This is a genomic window from Globicatella sulfidifaciens DSM 15739, from assembly GCF_900167405.1.
In the GTDB taxonomy this organism is placed as follows: Bacteria; Bacillota; Bacilli; order Lactobacillales; family Aerococcaceae; genus Globicatella; species Globicatella sulfidifaciens.
This window is the reverse complement of sequence record NZ_FUWO01000017.1, coordinates 1-14,442: the sequence shown is the minus strand read 5'-3', so window position 1 is coordinate 14,442 and position 14,442 is coordinate 1. Positions and strand designations below refer to the sequence as shown.

Here is a 14,442-nt window from a genome sequence, read left to right as displayed (position 1 = left end):
GTGACATTATTTATTTTTATCGCTTTAGAATGTAGACCATGAGTCAAAATTCCTCAAGACCTTAACTCGTTGATTGATGCCATTCTACCATATCTCTCAATAATCAATATCACTTGCATCGAATTGGCATCTTCGTTTTTAACGAGTCGCTTTCATTAAAATAAATATTAGTTTAAGACTACTTAATAACATGAATCCATTTTTGAGACCTAAACCGCATGAACCCGACAATTGCTTTAACTACTTCATCCATTAACACCATTGACATCACCCATAAGATTGGCAATCCTAAAAATTTAGCTCCAATAAAAGCTAAAGGAACTCCTACCAACCAAACTGCAAAAGTCTCCATAAACATTGAAAATCTTGTATCACCACCACCTCTAAGGATGCCCACTACAATAATGGAATTAAAGGCTTTTAATACATAGAATAACCCAATTACAATGAGTAATTGACTTGAAATATGTCGAACTGTTGGACTTAAGGATGGAAATGCCATTAATAAAATATCTCGTCCCAGAACAACCGATGTTCCGATGATAATTCCAAGTATAATGACAATTTTAATGAAACGAAGCCCTAAATCGTAGGCTTCTTCTGTTTCGCCTCGTCCCACGGAACTTCCAATCATAATCGTACAACTGTTAGCCAATCCTCGTACTAATACAAATAATATGTTCTGTATAGAAGCAACAATTTGAACAGCAGCAGTTGATTCTGTCCCCGTCATCGCATAAGCAATATTGTAAAGCACTTGCCATAATGACCAAAAGGTTTCATTTAAAATAACCGGACTCACAATTTCAATATATTGTTGTATAAACGTTTGGTCAAAATTAAAATATTGTTTAAAAGAAGCATTAATCGGTCCCTTATAACGGAAGGTATACCAAAGTATCATCATAAACTCTACAAAACGTGCAATAACCGTTCCTAATGCAGCCCCTACTACACCTAAACGTGGGAAGAAACCAATCCCGAAAATTAATAAATAATTAAAAATACCGTTCGTAAAAAAGCCCACAATCGAAGCATATAGTGGTCGATTAGGTGCTCCGGTACTTCTTAATGAGGTACCAAAAGCAAAACTAACGCTCGTCATAATATATGATAAACTAACCACCTGCAAATAGCGACTGCCACTAGCAATGACTTCTGGATCACGAGTGAGTAGGCCCATTATAAAGTTTGGGAACAATAAAGCGATCATTGTAAACAATAAACCAAAACCGGTACACAATGCAATTGCAAAGCCTGTTACACGTTGAACATTGGCTGTATCCTTTCTTCCCCAGTACTGTGATACTAACACTGATGACCCTGTATTAATTCCAAAACATATCAAAATATAAAAGAAAAATACTTGGTTCGCCAACCCCACACCTGCTAGCGTAATATCTCCTAATGAAGAAATCATGAGCGTATCTAGCATATTTAAAGAAGAAGTAATTAAATTTTGAATCGCAACTGGTATCGCAATTGCTAACATTGTTTTATAAAATTGATTTTTTTGATCCATTCACCAAACCCCTTATTCATTTATCTTTTCTAAAATTTGATCACTCACCTGATCCATTAATAAGCTCGGATTATATACATTAAAGTTATCAAAATTAAGTGTTATCGTTGCTCCCACTTCTGCCGTAATGGCATCGGCACTCCATAAAATGACACCCATTAATTGATACGTTTCTTTATTAATCAGATAATCAATTCCATAAACCTTGTTATCTTGATTGAATACTTCCTTATCTAATTCAGTTAAGGTTGATGAAAATTGTTCATAATCTTGTTCAAAAAACTCCCTCAAAGTAATAAAAGTTGACTCTTCGGTTGCTTCTAATTGTTCTAACAGATCGTACTGTTCGTCTAAGCGCTGAACAAATTGTGCATAGCGATTACTTTGCTTAACTTCTTGAATTTCAACATTTCCTTCTATTTCTTGGTACTGTCGATTTGCTTTCCAAAAACTTACATTAGTCAATGACTGTTCTTTCAATACACCTTCAATTAAACTATAAGGTTCACCATTTAAATAATTCCCCATTATTAAAGTCGTTTCGGTTTGATCATCTCGGTAAGTTTCAAGATAATTAATCAATTGATAAGGATTAGCTTCTGCAATCAATTGCTGTTGTTCTTTTTGTGAGGTTACCAAGCTAACTGTTTGATTCGTATCAATTTGCCAGTTTTCAAACTCAGCTTTCGAATTAATATTAGATTCGATTTTGACCTTGTATTGAGAATCTAAATCATTGATCACCATATTCATTACAATATAAGTAATATCACCATTTTCTGTATCTACACGATATTGTGCATCCATTTCAATCTGATTATTTTTAGAAAGCATCATCGGTAAACTAAATAATTGAGGTGCAATTGTTAATAGTTGTTCATCCTCAATATTACGCTTAACCATTACGTTGTTTTCTGATTCATCAAGCTGCCATTCATCGCTTCCTTCAAATAAATACTTCATTAAGGAAATATAAAGAATGGTCGATTTAGTATCTCCTGACAAATTTTGCCACGAATTAGAATTGAAGCGATAATAATACTCTTCTCCAGTATAGTAAATTTGCTCTTCAAGCTCGTGAGAGTTTTGCTCAATTTGATTAGTCACCAAATAACCCTTAAGTTGACCTTCTTCATAAAGTTCCTCTGTTTTTTCTTTGACTTTATATAATTGGTCATTAATTGTAGTGGAAACAGCCAAATTCATGCTCACTTTCTCAAGAGCTTCAAAACGTTTAGCTATTAATTGTTGCAATTGTTGCTTCTTGGTAGTACTTTGTTGGTGGTCTTCCATTACATTGACTTTGCTATCGTCAACTGACTCAGAAATATTACTAGTCGTTTTAATGGGATTAACTGGGCTTAAATCAACACATCCGCTTAGCAATAATACACTTAAAGTCACAAGACAATTTCTTTTAAATTTCATCAAACTCTCCCCCTATCTCTTTTGTATTATATCTGATTAATTCCCTACTAACAACCTTTGAAAAAGAAGATTATAAACTTGTAACAAAGTGAAATATCTGCAACCAACAGCCTTAAAAATGCTTGTTTACGCCTCTTGTAGCGGATAATTTTACATAAAAAAATCGTCTAACATTGTAAAATGCTAGACGAAAATTAATTCAACTATATAATCTTAGACTAAGCTAAGCGATCTGCAACAACTTCCCAGTTTACTACGTCCCAGAATGCTTTAATATAATCTGGACGACGGTTTTGATAGTTTAAGTAGTATGCATGTTCCCAAACATCTAAACCTAATAAAGGTACTAAGCCATCTGTTAATGGGTTATCTTGATTTGGAGTAGAAACTACTTCTAATTTACCATCATTAGAAACTAACCAAGCCCAACCGGAACCAAAACGTGAAGCGGCAGCAGCGGCAAATTTTTCTTTAAATTTGTCTACAGAACCAAATGCTTCAACAAGTTTTGCTTCTAAATCTGCTGGAATCTCTTTTGCTTGAGAAGGCGCTACTAATTCTTCCCAGAATAATGTATGGTTGTAGTGACCACCACCGTTGTTGCGGACAGCAGTTTGAATATCTTCTGGCAATTCTGCCCAACCTTTAACTAATTCTTCAATTGATTTGTCAGCATATTCTGTACCTTCAACTGCTTTATTTAAGTTAGTAACATAAGCGTTATGATGTTTTGTATAATGGATTTCCATTGTTTGAGCATCAATAACGGGTTCTAAAGCAGCATATTCATAGTTTAATTTTGGTAATTCAAAAGTCATAAAGAATCCTCCTTAGTATTTTAACTTAAGTTTAACATTTTTAAAGATAATAAAAAAGTTATTTGCTTATATTAAGATTTTATACCATTCATTTTCTTTAATAACTGACGAATTTCAGTAATATCGTATTCACTTAATTTATCAAAATTAGCAGTTAGTTGCTCCGCATGAGTTGGGAATAATTCATCCATTAATTTTCGTCCACTTTCCGTAATCTCTACGTTGATTACTCGACGATCTTCTGGAGCAAATTCACGTTTAACTAATCCTTTATCACATAATTTATCAACGATATAAGTTGTACTACTATTAGCAATCAAAATACCTTCTTTAATTTGTTGCGTCGTTCGTTTTCCTTTATGATATAAGATTTCTAAGACCGCAAATTCATTCAAATTTAAACCAAAACTCCCTACAAATTTACGAGTTTTAGATTCTATTTCATTAATGCTGCGTTTTAAAGCAATATAAGTTTTTAAAGATTCTGCTTTTCGTGACATACGTCGTCTCCTCTCTTAGTGTCATAAACCCTCCCATATTTATGCCTCATGTCGTTATTTAACACGCTTAAATATATTAACATACTTTCTCAAAAGATAAAACAAAAAAAATAGGATTTAGCATTTAAATAAATGCCAAATCGCTACCTTTTAGCCTATAAAATCAATAATATCCTTAAAATTAACAATGGTCTTATCTTCACAAATATCTTTCATTGTAGTGTCTGAATAATCCCAGTTAATTTTTACAACGGCGCTATTTGTCAATAATTTAATAATTGTCCCACGCATCATATTATCCCTAAATTCAAAAGTAATGACTTCGTTCAATTCAGGTCTAATCGATTTTTTTACCTTTTCAATCATTTCTTGTGCTTCATCAAATTCTACTTGGAGAATAGCGGCAATTCGTGATTTACTTGTCCCTCGACGTAACTCTTTTTCAATTATTTTCTTGGTTTTTATGTTAAGTTTCTTTGTCATATCGTACCCTCTTCCTAATTGACAAGAACGCCTACAACTAAATCTATTATACCACATTTAAAAGAAAAACGCATTCAATTTGCACTTTTCAAGATCTTTAGCTTGATTTGGCTTTAAAATGAGCATATATAATGGCTTATATTTTCAATGAACATCATCAATACTATTTTTCACTTATAAATAGGTTGTAAAGGGAATTTTCTCAATGTTTTATTAGGGTTTTTATTGAGACTATGAATTAAGTTCAAAAACTGATTATTTAAGAATTTTAAGGTGAAATTCTTAGTCACTTTTTATGAAAAGGGAGTGAACTAGAAGTTGAAAATTGAATAATTTTCGCTTCGTCGGCCTACCCCCGCACAGTTGGGAGTGGACCAGAAGTAGAAAATTGTATAATTTTCGCTTCGTCTGTTCACCCCCGCACAGTTGGGAGTGGACCAGAAGTAGAAAATTGTATAATTTTCGCTTCGTCTGTTCACCCCCGCACAGTTGAGTAGGTATCAAACAAGTCATTAAGACGCAGGTTGATCCCACTCAACCACTGCGCTTTTAATTAATGAGAATTAACTTGATTGATTTTACGAAGTTGAGGCCCAATCTCATTAAGACGCAGGTTGAGGCCACTCAACCACTGCGCAATAAAGTAAAGCGTTGGCTTCATAAGAATTATTATATTTTTTGCAAATTTTTTCGTCATAGCCCGATAATCAACTATTCGCAGTTTATTTAATTTTTATCAAAATAAATTCGATTAGACGGTAACAGCTATTATTAATTATTCAACTACTGGTTGCAATACCTTAATCGCTTGTGGTAGACATTTTATTGATAATGGCACTGCCGGTCCTTTATCTCCATCAATATTACAATAAACTTCGTGGTCATCATCTTTATCAGTATAACGAATATTGAATTGTTCACTTTCTAAGATCAGTAAATGCTCTGAATCTTGTAGTTTTAATCCGCCATCTATGGCTGCTTTAACTAAATCTTGCGGGGCACTTCCTTTAGCTGCCAATAGGTGAATTTTTCCATCATCAATTGTCGCCTCTGGTACAAGTTGTTCAAAACCACCCACACTATTGGTTAAAGCACAAACCACTAAATTAGTGTCAATAGGATATTCATTTTCTCCATCATCAATTGTTAACTTCAATGCGTCTGACTCAAAAAATGAACTCACAGCATCTTTAACATATGCAAAGAATCCTAAAGTATTTTTGTCATCAGAATCAGTCTCCATCACTGAAGTTGCAATTGAACCAACTGCTAAAGTGTTAATAAAGTAAACATCATTGACCTGAGCCATATCAAGTGGCTGTGGATGAACATTGCGAAATTGTTCAATCGCACTTTCAGGATTCAAATCATACCCTATTGCCCGACCTAAATCATTGACCGTTCCAAGAGGAATAAAACCAAAATTAGGTTGCCGAGGATTTTTCAAAACACCATGTGCTGTTTCATTAACAGTACCATCTCCACCTAAACAAAGGACACTATCCCCTTCAAATTGTGCGGCCCATTCCGTCGCATCTCCCACTTTTTCAGTTACTCTTACAGTTACCTCTGCTTGATACTCTTCTAGTAAAACTTGTGTTAATTTTCCTGCATACTCCACTGCTTTATTTTTACCTGATCCTGGATTTGCAATTACTAAGACTTTTTTCAACATAAAATCACTCCTCTTAGCAATACTCGCTATTCTCTTAAGTCAATTATTACATAAATCGTTACAACTAGGTTAAATTTATGCTTATAAATTATCTAAATTGGAGAAATATGTTAAAATATTATATAATAGAAAGGCTATCCATAGCAAAAAAATTTGTAGCATGCAACTACAAGGAGGAATTATAAATTATGTCAAAAGATTACCGTGTATTACTCTTCTATAAATATCAAACCATAGAAGACCCAGAAGCTTTTTGTCAAGAACATTTAGCTTTTGCAAAAAGTATCGGCCTTAAAGGGCGTGTATTAGTCGGAACTGAAGGGATTAATGGGACTGTTTCAGGAACAATTGAACAAACTGAAAAATATAAAGAATATGTCCATTCATTACCTGGCTTTGAAGACTTATGGTTTAAAGAAGATGAAGCAGATGACTATGCTCACAAGAAATTGTTTGTCAGACGACGTGAAGAAATTGTGGCTTTAAACTTAGAAGATGATATTGATCCACATACTACTACTGGACAATATTTATCACCAAAAGAATTCCGTGACGCTATCTTAGACGAAGATACCATTGTCTTAGATACTCGTAATGACTATGAATATGACTTAGGTCATTTTAAAGGTGCCATTCGCCCAGATATTCGTAATTTCCGTGAACTACCTCAATGGGTTCTAGATAATAAAGAAAAATTCATGGAAAAACGTGTTGTAGTTTACTGTACTGGTGGTATCCGTTGTGAAAAATTCTCAGGTTGGATGCTTCGTGAAGGTTTCAAAGACGTTGGTCAACTGCATGGCGGTATTGATACTTACGGTAAAGATCCAGAAGTACATGGGGATTTATGGGAAGGTAAAATGTATGTCTTTGACGAGCGTATTGCAGTTCCAATTAACCATGTAAACCCAACAGTTATTGGTAAAGACCATTTTGACGGTACACCATGTGAACGCTATGTCAATTGTGGTAACCCATTCTGTAATGAACAAATCCTATGTTCAGAAGACAATGAGCACAAATATGTGCGTGGTTGTTGTGCTGAATGCCGTCGCCATCCTCGTAATCGATACATTGTGGAAAATAAATTATCAACAGAAGAATGGGAAGCACGTTTAAACGCAATTGGTGAGTCATTAAAAGATTCCGCTACTGCGTAAGTTATAATCAAATTAGCTAATTAAGTATGGACGATAATAGAAGAAAGTAGGTGTGATAGTGAGTAAGTTTGAAGATGAGATTCCTCAAAACAATAAAAAGAACGGCAATTTTTACGATGTTGATTTTGACTATCATGAGCCTCCTAAACCTAAAAAGCCGGAGTTGCCTCATGAATCTAAAGAAGTAGAGCCTAAAAGCCAAACTTCTAGTCACATTGATCGTTCAATCCGCCGTCTTCAATCACTTTTCACTCAAGCAGTCGATAGTCAGTCGCCTCACCAAAATCCATATAAGAAAAATGATAAGATGGATTTTTATGAACGTGAAAAAAATCGGGATAAGATGGCCAAGATGCCCTTACCTACTCGCGAACAAATTAGAGCTGAAAGAGAGCGTCGTCGCCGTCTACGCATTGAAGAGTTAGAAAATATTGCTGATGCCAGTGAAGTTGAAAGAACTTTCCATGAACGTAATCTTAAGGAAGATTATTCACTCTATGCTGGGTCAACTGTTAACTCCCCAAATGAAGAAATAGCCGATTCAAATATTGATAATTTTTCTGATATTAATCCCGTTCATAATGATCAGTTGAATGAAAAATCGAATGCTGCTTCTGGTCGTCAATCAAAGTATGCCCATAAAGAAAGCCAACAGGAAGATGCAACTTATCATGAAACCAATTCTTATAATGAAGCTTTGATGGTCGATGATAACTCTCATCAAATGGATTCTATTCAACCTCCAGATGAAGAAGCTCTAGCGAATCCACCTATCTTGGATTCCTTAACTCCTTCAAAAGTGAATACAATGGGAAAACAGCACCGAGAAAACGACGTTCAATCGGGTGATAATGTTGATGGAACGTCGTCTAGCAAAATCGACTATTCGAGTGAAGAACTTTTAACGATTCACTCCGATAATCTTTCTAAAAATTCAAAATCTGACTCATCAATCGATGATAAACAAAACAATAAAGTTTCAGCAAGTAATGTTTTTTCTGATAACAACGTCGATCATGAAGAGATTTCATCATCTACGATTCTATCAAATGAATACTCTAAAAGTAAGGATAGTCGTTACTCAGCTCAAAGTAATGTCACTATTGATAATATATCACCTACCGGTGATGCGAGTTTCCTATCAAAATCGGCTTCTAACATAGTTGATTCAACATCGACTAAAGCTGACACAATGGCAAAAGTTGATGAAAATGACCGGTTACAAAATCAATTAGCGGGTCAAGACAATCAAAACGCATTATCTGAACAAAATAGATCGTTATCTCATAATGATGCGTCTGATTTAGAAGCTTCAGGTACGATAGGCAATTATGATTATTCTGACTCGAAAGCTGTGAAAGACGACTCTGGAATTAACAAAGCCGATTCTGAAATTGACAATACAGAATCTGAACTTGACAAATCCGATTCTGAAACTATGAAATCAGACGCTGAATCCGATAAAGCCGATGTTGAATCTGATTATTCCAACTTAGGAGCTAAAGATCATGCAGATGGACCTACAGTTCCTCTAATAATGGATGATCATACTGAAAATGAAACAGAAAACCAGTCTACATCAAAAAATGAAGTTCATTCTGAACACATTAATGATGACACTGATAACTTTGACGAGGTAGTGGTGGCATCTTCAGTGTCGCAAAATAAAACTGAAATAATCAAAGCCAAAAAACATAATAAAAAGAAACGTAAAAGTAAAAAAGAAAGTGATATCTATTCACTCTCTAATCTTTCAACCAAAGAAAAAGTAATTTTTGGTTTTAATGTTTTCTTTGACGTTCTAAAACGTTTTGCAATTTATATTTTATTAATCGGATTATTAATAGGTGCATTAGCGGGCGGTATTGGTCTAGGCTACTTTGCCAATTTGGTTTCCAAGACACCCCCTCCTTCTAAGGAAGAGATGGCAGAACAAATTAATCGTGTCGAACAACAAAGTACCCTATACTATGCCAATGGTAATCCTATTGCGAATGTTAGAGCCGATGTAGTTCGAAATGTCACTCAACTAAGTGATATTTCACAATATATCGTAGATGGATTGGTTGCAACTGAAGATGAATATTTCTATGAACATCCAGGCATTGTGCCAAAAGCAATCTTAAGAGCAGCCTTACAAGAGTTGTTATTGTCTGGTACTGGTACTGGTGGTTCTACCTTAACGCAACAATTAGTTAAACAACAAATGTTGACGAATGATGTCACCTTCTTCCGTAAAGCTAACGAGATATTAGTAGCTTTACGGGTTGAAAATTATTTTAGTAAAGATGAAATTCTAACTGCTTATTTAAATATTTCGCCTTTTGGTCGCAATAACAATGGCGAAAACGTCGCAGGTATTCTAAGTGCTTCTGAAGGTATTTTTGGAAAAAGTCCAAATGAAGTAAACTTAGCTCAAGCCGCTTTCTTAGTTGGTTTACCACAAGATCCATATAATTACACGCCTTATAATCAATATGGTGAAATTAATGAAGATCAAACCGCAGGAATCGAACGGATGAAAGAAGTACTGTTTAGAATGTACCGTGCACAAAAAATCACCAAAGAGGAATATGAGCAATCGATACAGTATGACATCACCAAAGACTTTATTCCTACTGAACAAAAGAGTGTCGAAAGACAAACTTACTTATATCAATCCATGATGAATGGTGCAATTGAACAAATTATGCGTTTAAATATTGCCGACCAAGGTTTAACTTGGGATCAAGTTAATGCTGATGTAGATTGGTATAACGAATTTTATTTTGAAGCTCTTGAACAATTAAGAACTGGTGGCTACCATGTCTATACAACTATCAATAAAGATATTTATGATTCATTACAAACACTAGCTGCTAAATACAAAGATCAATTAGGTGTGTCATATGATGGTGTCTATACAGATCCTGATTCAGGCGAAGAAACATACTATGTTGAAACTGTTCAAGCTGGTATTGTCGTAATGGAAAATAAAACAGGTAAAGTACTTGGTTTTGTGGCTGGTACAGATTATGAAAACAATCAAATTGACCATGCCTTTGGTATGAGACGTTCACCGGGTTCAACCATTAAGCCTCTGGCAGTATATGGTCCGGCTGTTGAAAATAATTTGATTAATCCATCAACTGTTATTCCGGATACCGCCTTTGAAATTACCTTTGAAGATGGTAGCACATGGACCCCAACTAACTACGGTGGTGTGGTCAGTGGAGGGTTAATGACTGCTCGTACTGCTTTACTGAAATCAGATAACCTACCAGCCGTTCGTATTTATCAAAAATTAGTCGAAAATAACATTCCAATTTTTGATTATATGAAAAAAATGGGCTTTGATATCAATGATTCATATACTAAAGAAGATACCGAAAACTTAGCCTTCTCCTTAGGTGGAGTCACGACTGGTCCGACCGTTTTTGAACAGACAAGAGCCTTTACGACCTTTGCAAATAATGGACAATATATTGATGGGTATTTTATTGAGCGTATTGAAGATGCTTATGGAAATGTGATATATCAACATGACGTAGAACCTGTAAAAGTTTTTTCAGAAGATACCAACTATATTTTAGTGGATATGCTGAGAGATACTAATACCGAAGGTACAGGTCGTACAGCAGCTGCTCATATGCAAATGGGTGGTGATTGGATCGCCAAATCCGGTATCAGTGAAAATTCACGTGATATTTGGTATTTAGCTTCAACCCCTAAAATTACTACTGGTACTTGGATAGGTTATGACAATCGTTATTATGATTATTATATTGATATTAACGATGGTTACGGACGTGAATCCGAGCGTATCCAAATTTATTGGGCTAATATTATGAATGAACTTTATGCTCAATATCCTGACATCTTTGGTACCGAAGAAATATTCGTCATGCCAGATAGTGTTAAAGAAACAGAAGTCCTTCAAGAGACAGGTACACTACCAGGGTCTATAACAGTGAACGGTACTAACATTAATGTTACCCAGCCACTGGTTAAAGAAATTTTCAAAACTTCTAGACCTGCACCTGAATTAAAATACGACTTTATCTTTAATGGAACTGAGCAAGATGCACAGAATTTCTGGGCTTCTTATATTGCTAAAGCTCAAGAAGCGGCTCGTAAACAACGAGAAGCACAACAAAGAAATAACTCTCAAACAACGACAACGGAATCTAGTGAAACGACAACTGATGGTGAAACACCAAATGAAAGTGGAACGCCAGCTCCTGAAACTCAACCAGAGGTTACAGAACCACCTGCTAGTACAACCGTTGCTCCAGGTTAATTGAGAACAGAAAACTCCGAGAAGAAATCAGTATTAATCGACTGATACTATCTCGGAGTTTTTATTTATCTTTTACAAATGGTCTAATATCTTTTGAACAGCTTCTTCAATAATCGCAGGTGAAGTTGCTAAATTCAAACGAATGTAACCATTATAACCTTTCCCAAACCATTCTCCAAAATCAACAGCCAAGCCACATTGATCTTGAATAAACGCCTTACAATCACGTCCCTTTAAAATAGGATTCAAATTGATAAATTGAAGATAGGTTCCTTCTAATGGGTATATGATAATTTCTGGTGCATGATCTGTCAATTTTTGACGCACTAGTTGATCATTATATTGAATCACTTGTAGTAAAGATTCTAACCATGCTTCACCTGTTTCATAAGCTGCCGCAGTAGCGATAGAACCTATTAAATTGACACCGATGTCGCCCACACGGTTAACATATTGATCATAGTGTGAACGTAATGTTTCATTAGGTATCATAACCATGGAGTGAGTTAAACCTGCAATATTAAAGGTTTTAGATGCAGATGTTACCGCAATGACACCCTCTTGAATATAAGGGTGATTGAGGCTCAATAATGCGATTTGTTGGTGGGGTTGATAAACAAAATCTTGATGAATTTCGTCCGCAATTATCACAACTTGGTGTTTTTGACAAATATCTAATAATCTTCTTAATTCTTTTTCCTTCCATACCCGTCCTACTGGATTATGAGGTGAACATAAAATAAAGAGTTTAACTTGATGTTCAATAATTTTGGCTTCAAATGCCTCAAAATCTATTTCAAAATGATGGTCCGTTGTTTCGATTAAGTCCGCTGATACTAATTTCCGACCGGTATGTTCAATAGCATGACTAAAAGGATAATAAACGGGTTGCATTATAATAACAGCCTCTTCTGGTTTTGTAAAAGCATTTACAAAATGATACAAAGCCTTTACTACACCTGGAGTGAAACGAATCCAATCCTTGTTTAATCGTACATTAAAGTGTTCTTGCATCCATTTAAAAAACGGCTCATAGTAGTCATCATCCAAAAAAGAATAACCATAAACGCCATGTTCAATACGCTTTGTAATCGCTTGATTGATTCCGTCCGCTACTTTAAAATCCATATCTGCGACCCAAAGTGGAAGCAAATTTTCGGCACCAAAGATTGGTTGGAGACCATCCCACTTTACAGAATGAGTGCCCTTTCTATCAATCGCATACTTTTTAATAAACTCTTGCATTAAATCCCTCTTCTCTATTCCGTTACTAACTTGATTGTATAATTTTTATCATTTGACTGTCAATGGTAATCATTAGTTATTAATACTAGGACAGAACATATAATATCGAACAACTATTATACAATCGGCTAATAACAAAAAAAGAGACTTAACAATAAAGAAAACTTTATTGTTAGTCTCTACGAAACGACAGAATACCAAAGTATTAGTTATCACGGTTCACAACATGATAACATATAGCGCCATCCTGGCTTCATGCTATACTGTCTTTCAGTCTACCAGACTGCTTTCGACTCATCGCATATAGACACTATATCATATTCTTCAATCGAAAGCAATCACCTAACTGAATTTATCTAGATGATGGATGTCCAAGCATAACATATTTAATCATTATCTTTAATGTTTAAGTAAATATAAAAGATAATGGATAATTAACTCACTGAAAGAATAAAAAAGAGCTCTGGCACCCTTATTAGGGTAAGCTAAAGCTCAATGATCCTGTAATAAATTATTTGTTACGCATTACTTCTAATCGATAGCCATCTGGATCGGTTACGAAGAAGTAAGATGGTTCAGAACCAGGCAAACCTTTTAACTCTGTTGTTTCATATCCAGATTCTTTACATTTTGCATGAATTGCTTGTAAATCATCTACACCGATAGCTAAATGACTAAAGCCATTTCCAATTTCATAGCGATCTGAATCATAATTGTAAGTTAACTCTAATTCAAAATCTGAACCAGGTACTACTAAATAAATAATATCAAAGCCATGTTCTGGGAAGCGACGTTCACGACTAACAGTAAAGTCAAATACCTCTGTATAAAATTTAATTGATGCTTCTAAATCATAAACGCGATAGCACGCGTGTAATAATGTTTGTGCCATGTTTTCACTCCTATTTCATTACTACTTATATCATAGCAAATTATTAATTTTATAACAAAAGTTTTGCTTTACATAGATAGTGTCAAATTATTGTTGGTTTTCCTCTACCATACTTTTTACTAATTCTCTGAACGCTTTTTCATGGATTCCATATTTTAACCGCTATCCTTGATAACGATCCTCCATCGGCATGGTAGGATCTGAAAGTCTTTAGGGAGGCATTCCCTATGGCCAATCCAGTCTCGCTAGACGCCAGTACCATGCCGTTGCTCGCTATCAAACATTCACTTCATTGCCTCTAGCTGTCATTATGAATAAAGGCCTCGCTCTATTGGTTTTCAATAACCAGCGATTGTCCCAAAAGCCTGGCGAGTCCGTGTGTTATTGGAATAGTGTAAGATAGCGACTTTACCGCTCCAATCATACTGACAGGCGTATTT

The 14,442-nt window shown here is 35.0% G+C and carries 10 protein-coding genes; 2 read left to right on the top strand and 8 right to left on the bottom strand.

Annotated features, from left to right (window positions below):
* Positions 1-178 precede the first annotated feature (178 nt).
* The 6 genes from B5D12_RS08290 to B5D12_RS08265 all read right to left on the bottom strand — a co-directional run bounded on the left by B5D12_RS08290 (position 179) and on the right by B5D12_RS08265 (position 6,426).
* Complete coding sequence (locus B5D12_RS08290) at positions 179-1,522, bottom strand: MATE family efflux transporter (protein ID WP_078756380.1); 1,344 nt, start codon at positions 1,520-1,522, stop codon at positions 179-181.
* A gap of 12 nt (positions 1,523-1,534) precedes the next feature.
* Positions 1,535-2,950, bottom strand: a complete 1,416-nt coding sequence (locus B5D12_RS08285) for a hypothetical protein (protein WP_078756379.1) — start codon at positions 2,948-2,950, stop codon at positions 1,535-1,537.
* Positions 2,951-3,168: 218 nt separating this feature from the next.
* Positions 3,169-3,768 carry a superoxide dismutase gene (locus B5D12_RS08280; protein WP_078756378.1) on the bottom strand — a complete coding sequence of 200 codons (600 nt, stop codon included), beginning with the start codon at positions 3,766-3,768 and terminating at the stop codon, positions 3,169-3,171.
* Positions 3,769-3,839: 71 nt separating this feature from the next.
* Positions 3,840-4,268, bottom strand: coding sequence for a MarR family winged helix-turn-helix transcriptional regulator (locus B5D12_RS08275; RefSeq protein WP_078756377.1), 429 nt, complete (start codon positions 4,266-4,268; stop codon positions 3,840-3,842).
* 150 nt (positions 4,269-4,418) lie between these two features.
* The gene (locus B5D12_RS08270; protein ID WP_078756376.1) at positions 4,419-4,751 is read right to left on the bottom strand and encodes a DUF2187 domain-containing protein; all 333 of its coding nucleotides are present in this window, start codon (positions 4,749-4,751) and stop codon (positions 4,419-4,421) included.
* A 775-nt stretch (positions 4,752-5,526) separates the two neighbouring features.
* A complete protein-coding gene (locus B5D12_RS08265; RefSeq protein WP_078756375.1) occupies positions 5,527-6,426 on the bottom strand; it encodes a diacylglycerol/lipid kinase family protein in 900 nt (299 codons plus the stop codon).
* A gap of 188 nt (positions 6,427-6,614) precedes the next feature.
* On the opposite strand from B5D12_RS08265, the gene trhO reads away from it, so the two are divergent.
* Positions 6,615-7,586 carry an oxygen-dependent tRNA uridine(34) hydroxylase TrhO gene (gene trhO / locus B5D12_RS08260; protein WP_078756374.1) on the top strand — a complete coding sequence of 324 codons (972 nt, stop codon included), beginning with the start codon at positions 6,615-6,617 and terminating at the stop codon, positions 7,584-7,586.
* A gap of 58 nt (positions 7,587-7,644) precedes the next feature.
* Positions 7,645-11,865, top strand: coding sequence for a transglycosylase domain-containing protein (locus tag B5D12_RS08255; RefSeq protein ID WP_234982950.1), 4,221 nt, complete (start codon positions 7,645-7,647; stop codon positions 11,863-11,865).
* 72 nt (positions 11,866-11,937) lie between these two features.
* Here B5D12_RS08255 and B5D12_RS08250 read toward each other — a convergent pair whose 3' ends face one another.
* Positions 11,938-13,110 (bottom strand): MalY/PatB family protein, encoded by a 1,173-nt coding sequence (locus B5D12_RS08250; protein ID WP_078756373.1) that lies wholly within the window; start codon positions 13,108-13,110, stop codon positions 11,938-11,940.
* Between the two features lie 511 nt (positions 13,111-13,621).
* The gene (gene gloA / locus B5D12_RS08245; protein ID WP_066126360.1) at positions 13,622-14,002 is read right to left on the bottom strand and encodes a lactoylglutathione lyase; all 381 of its coding nucleotides are present in this window, start codon (positions 14,000-14,002) and stop codon (positions 13,622-13,624) included.
* Between the last annotated feature and the right edge of the window lie 440 nt (positions 14,003-14,442).

Excerpts from the sequence above, each read along its gene's own strand:
- B5D12_RS08290 (WP_078756380.1), bottom strand. The coding sequence starts at position 1,522 with ATGGATCAAAAAAATCAATTTTATAAAACAATGTTAGCAATTGCGATA.
- B5D12_RS08285 (WP_078756379.1), bottom strand. The coding sequence starts at position 2,950 with ATGAAATTTAAAAGAAATTGTCTTGTGACTTTAAGTGTATTATTGCTA.
- B5D12_RS08280 (WP_078756378.1), bottom strand. The coding sequence starts at position 3,768 with ATGACTTTTGAATTACCAAAATTAAACTATGAATATGCTGCTTTAGAA.
- B5D12_RS08275 (WP_078756377.1), bottom strand. The coding sequence starts at position 4,268 with ATGTCACGAAAAGCAGAATCTTTAAAAACTTATATTGCTTTAAAACGC.
- B5D12_RS08270 (WP_078756376.1), bottom strand. The coding sequence starts at position 4,751 with ATGACAAAGAAACTTAACATAAAAACCAAGAAAATAATTGAAAAAGAG.
- B5D12_RS08265 (WP_078756375.1), bottom strand. The coding sequence starts at position 6,426 with ATGTTGAAAAAAGTCTTAGTAATTGCAAATCCAGGATCAGGTAAAAAT.
- trhO (WP_078756374.1), top strand. The coding sequence starts at position 6,615 with ATGTCAAAAGATTACCGTGTATTACTCTTCTATAAATATCAAACCATA.
- B5D12_RS08250 (WP_078756373.1), bottom strand. The coding sequence starts at position 13,110 with ATGCAAGAGTTTATTAAAAAGTATGCGATTGATAGAAAGGGCACTCAT.
- gloA (WP_066126360.1), bottom strand. The coding sequence starts at position 14,002 with ATGGCACAAACATTATTACACGCGTGCTATCGCGTTTATGATTTAGAA.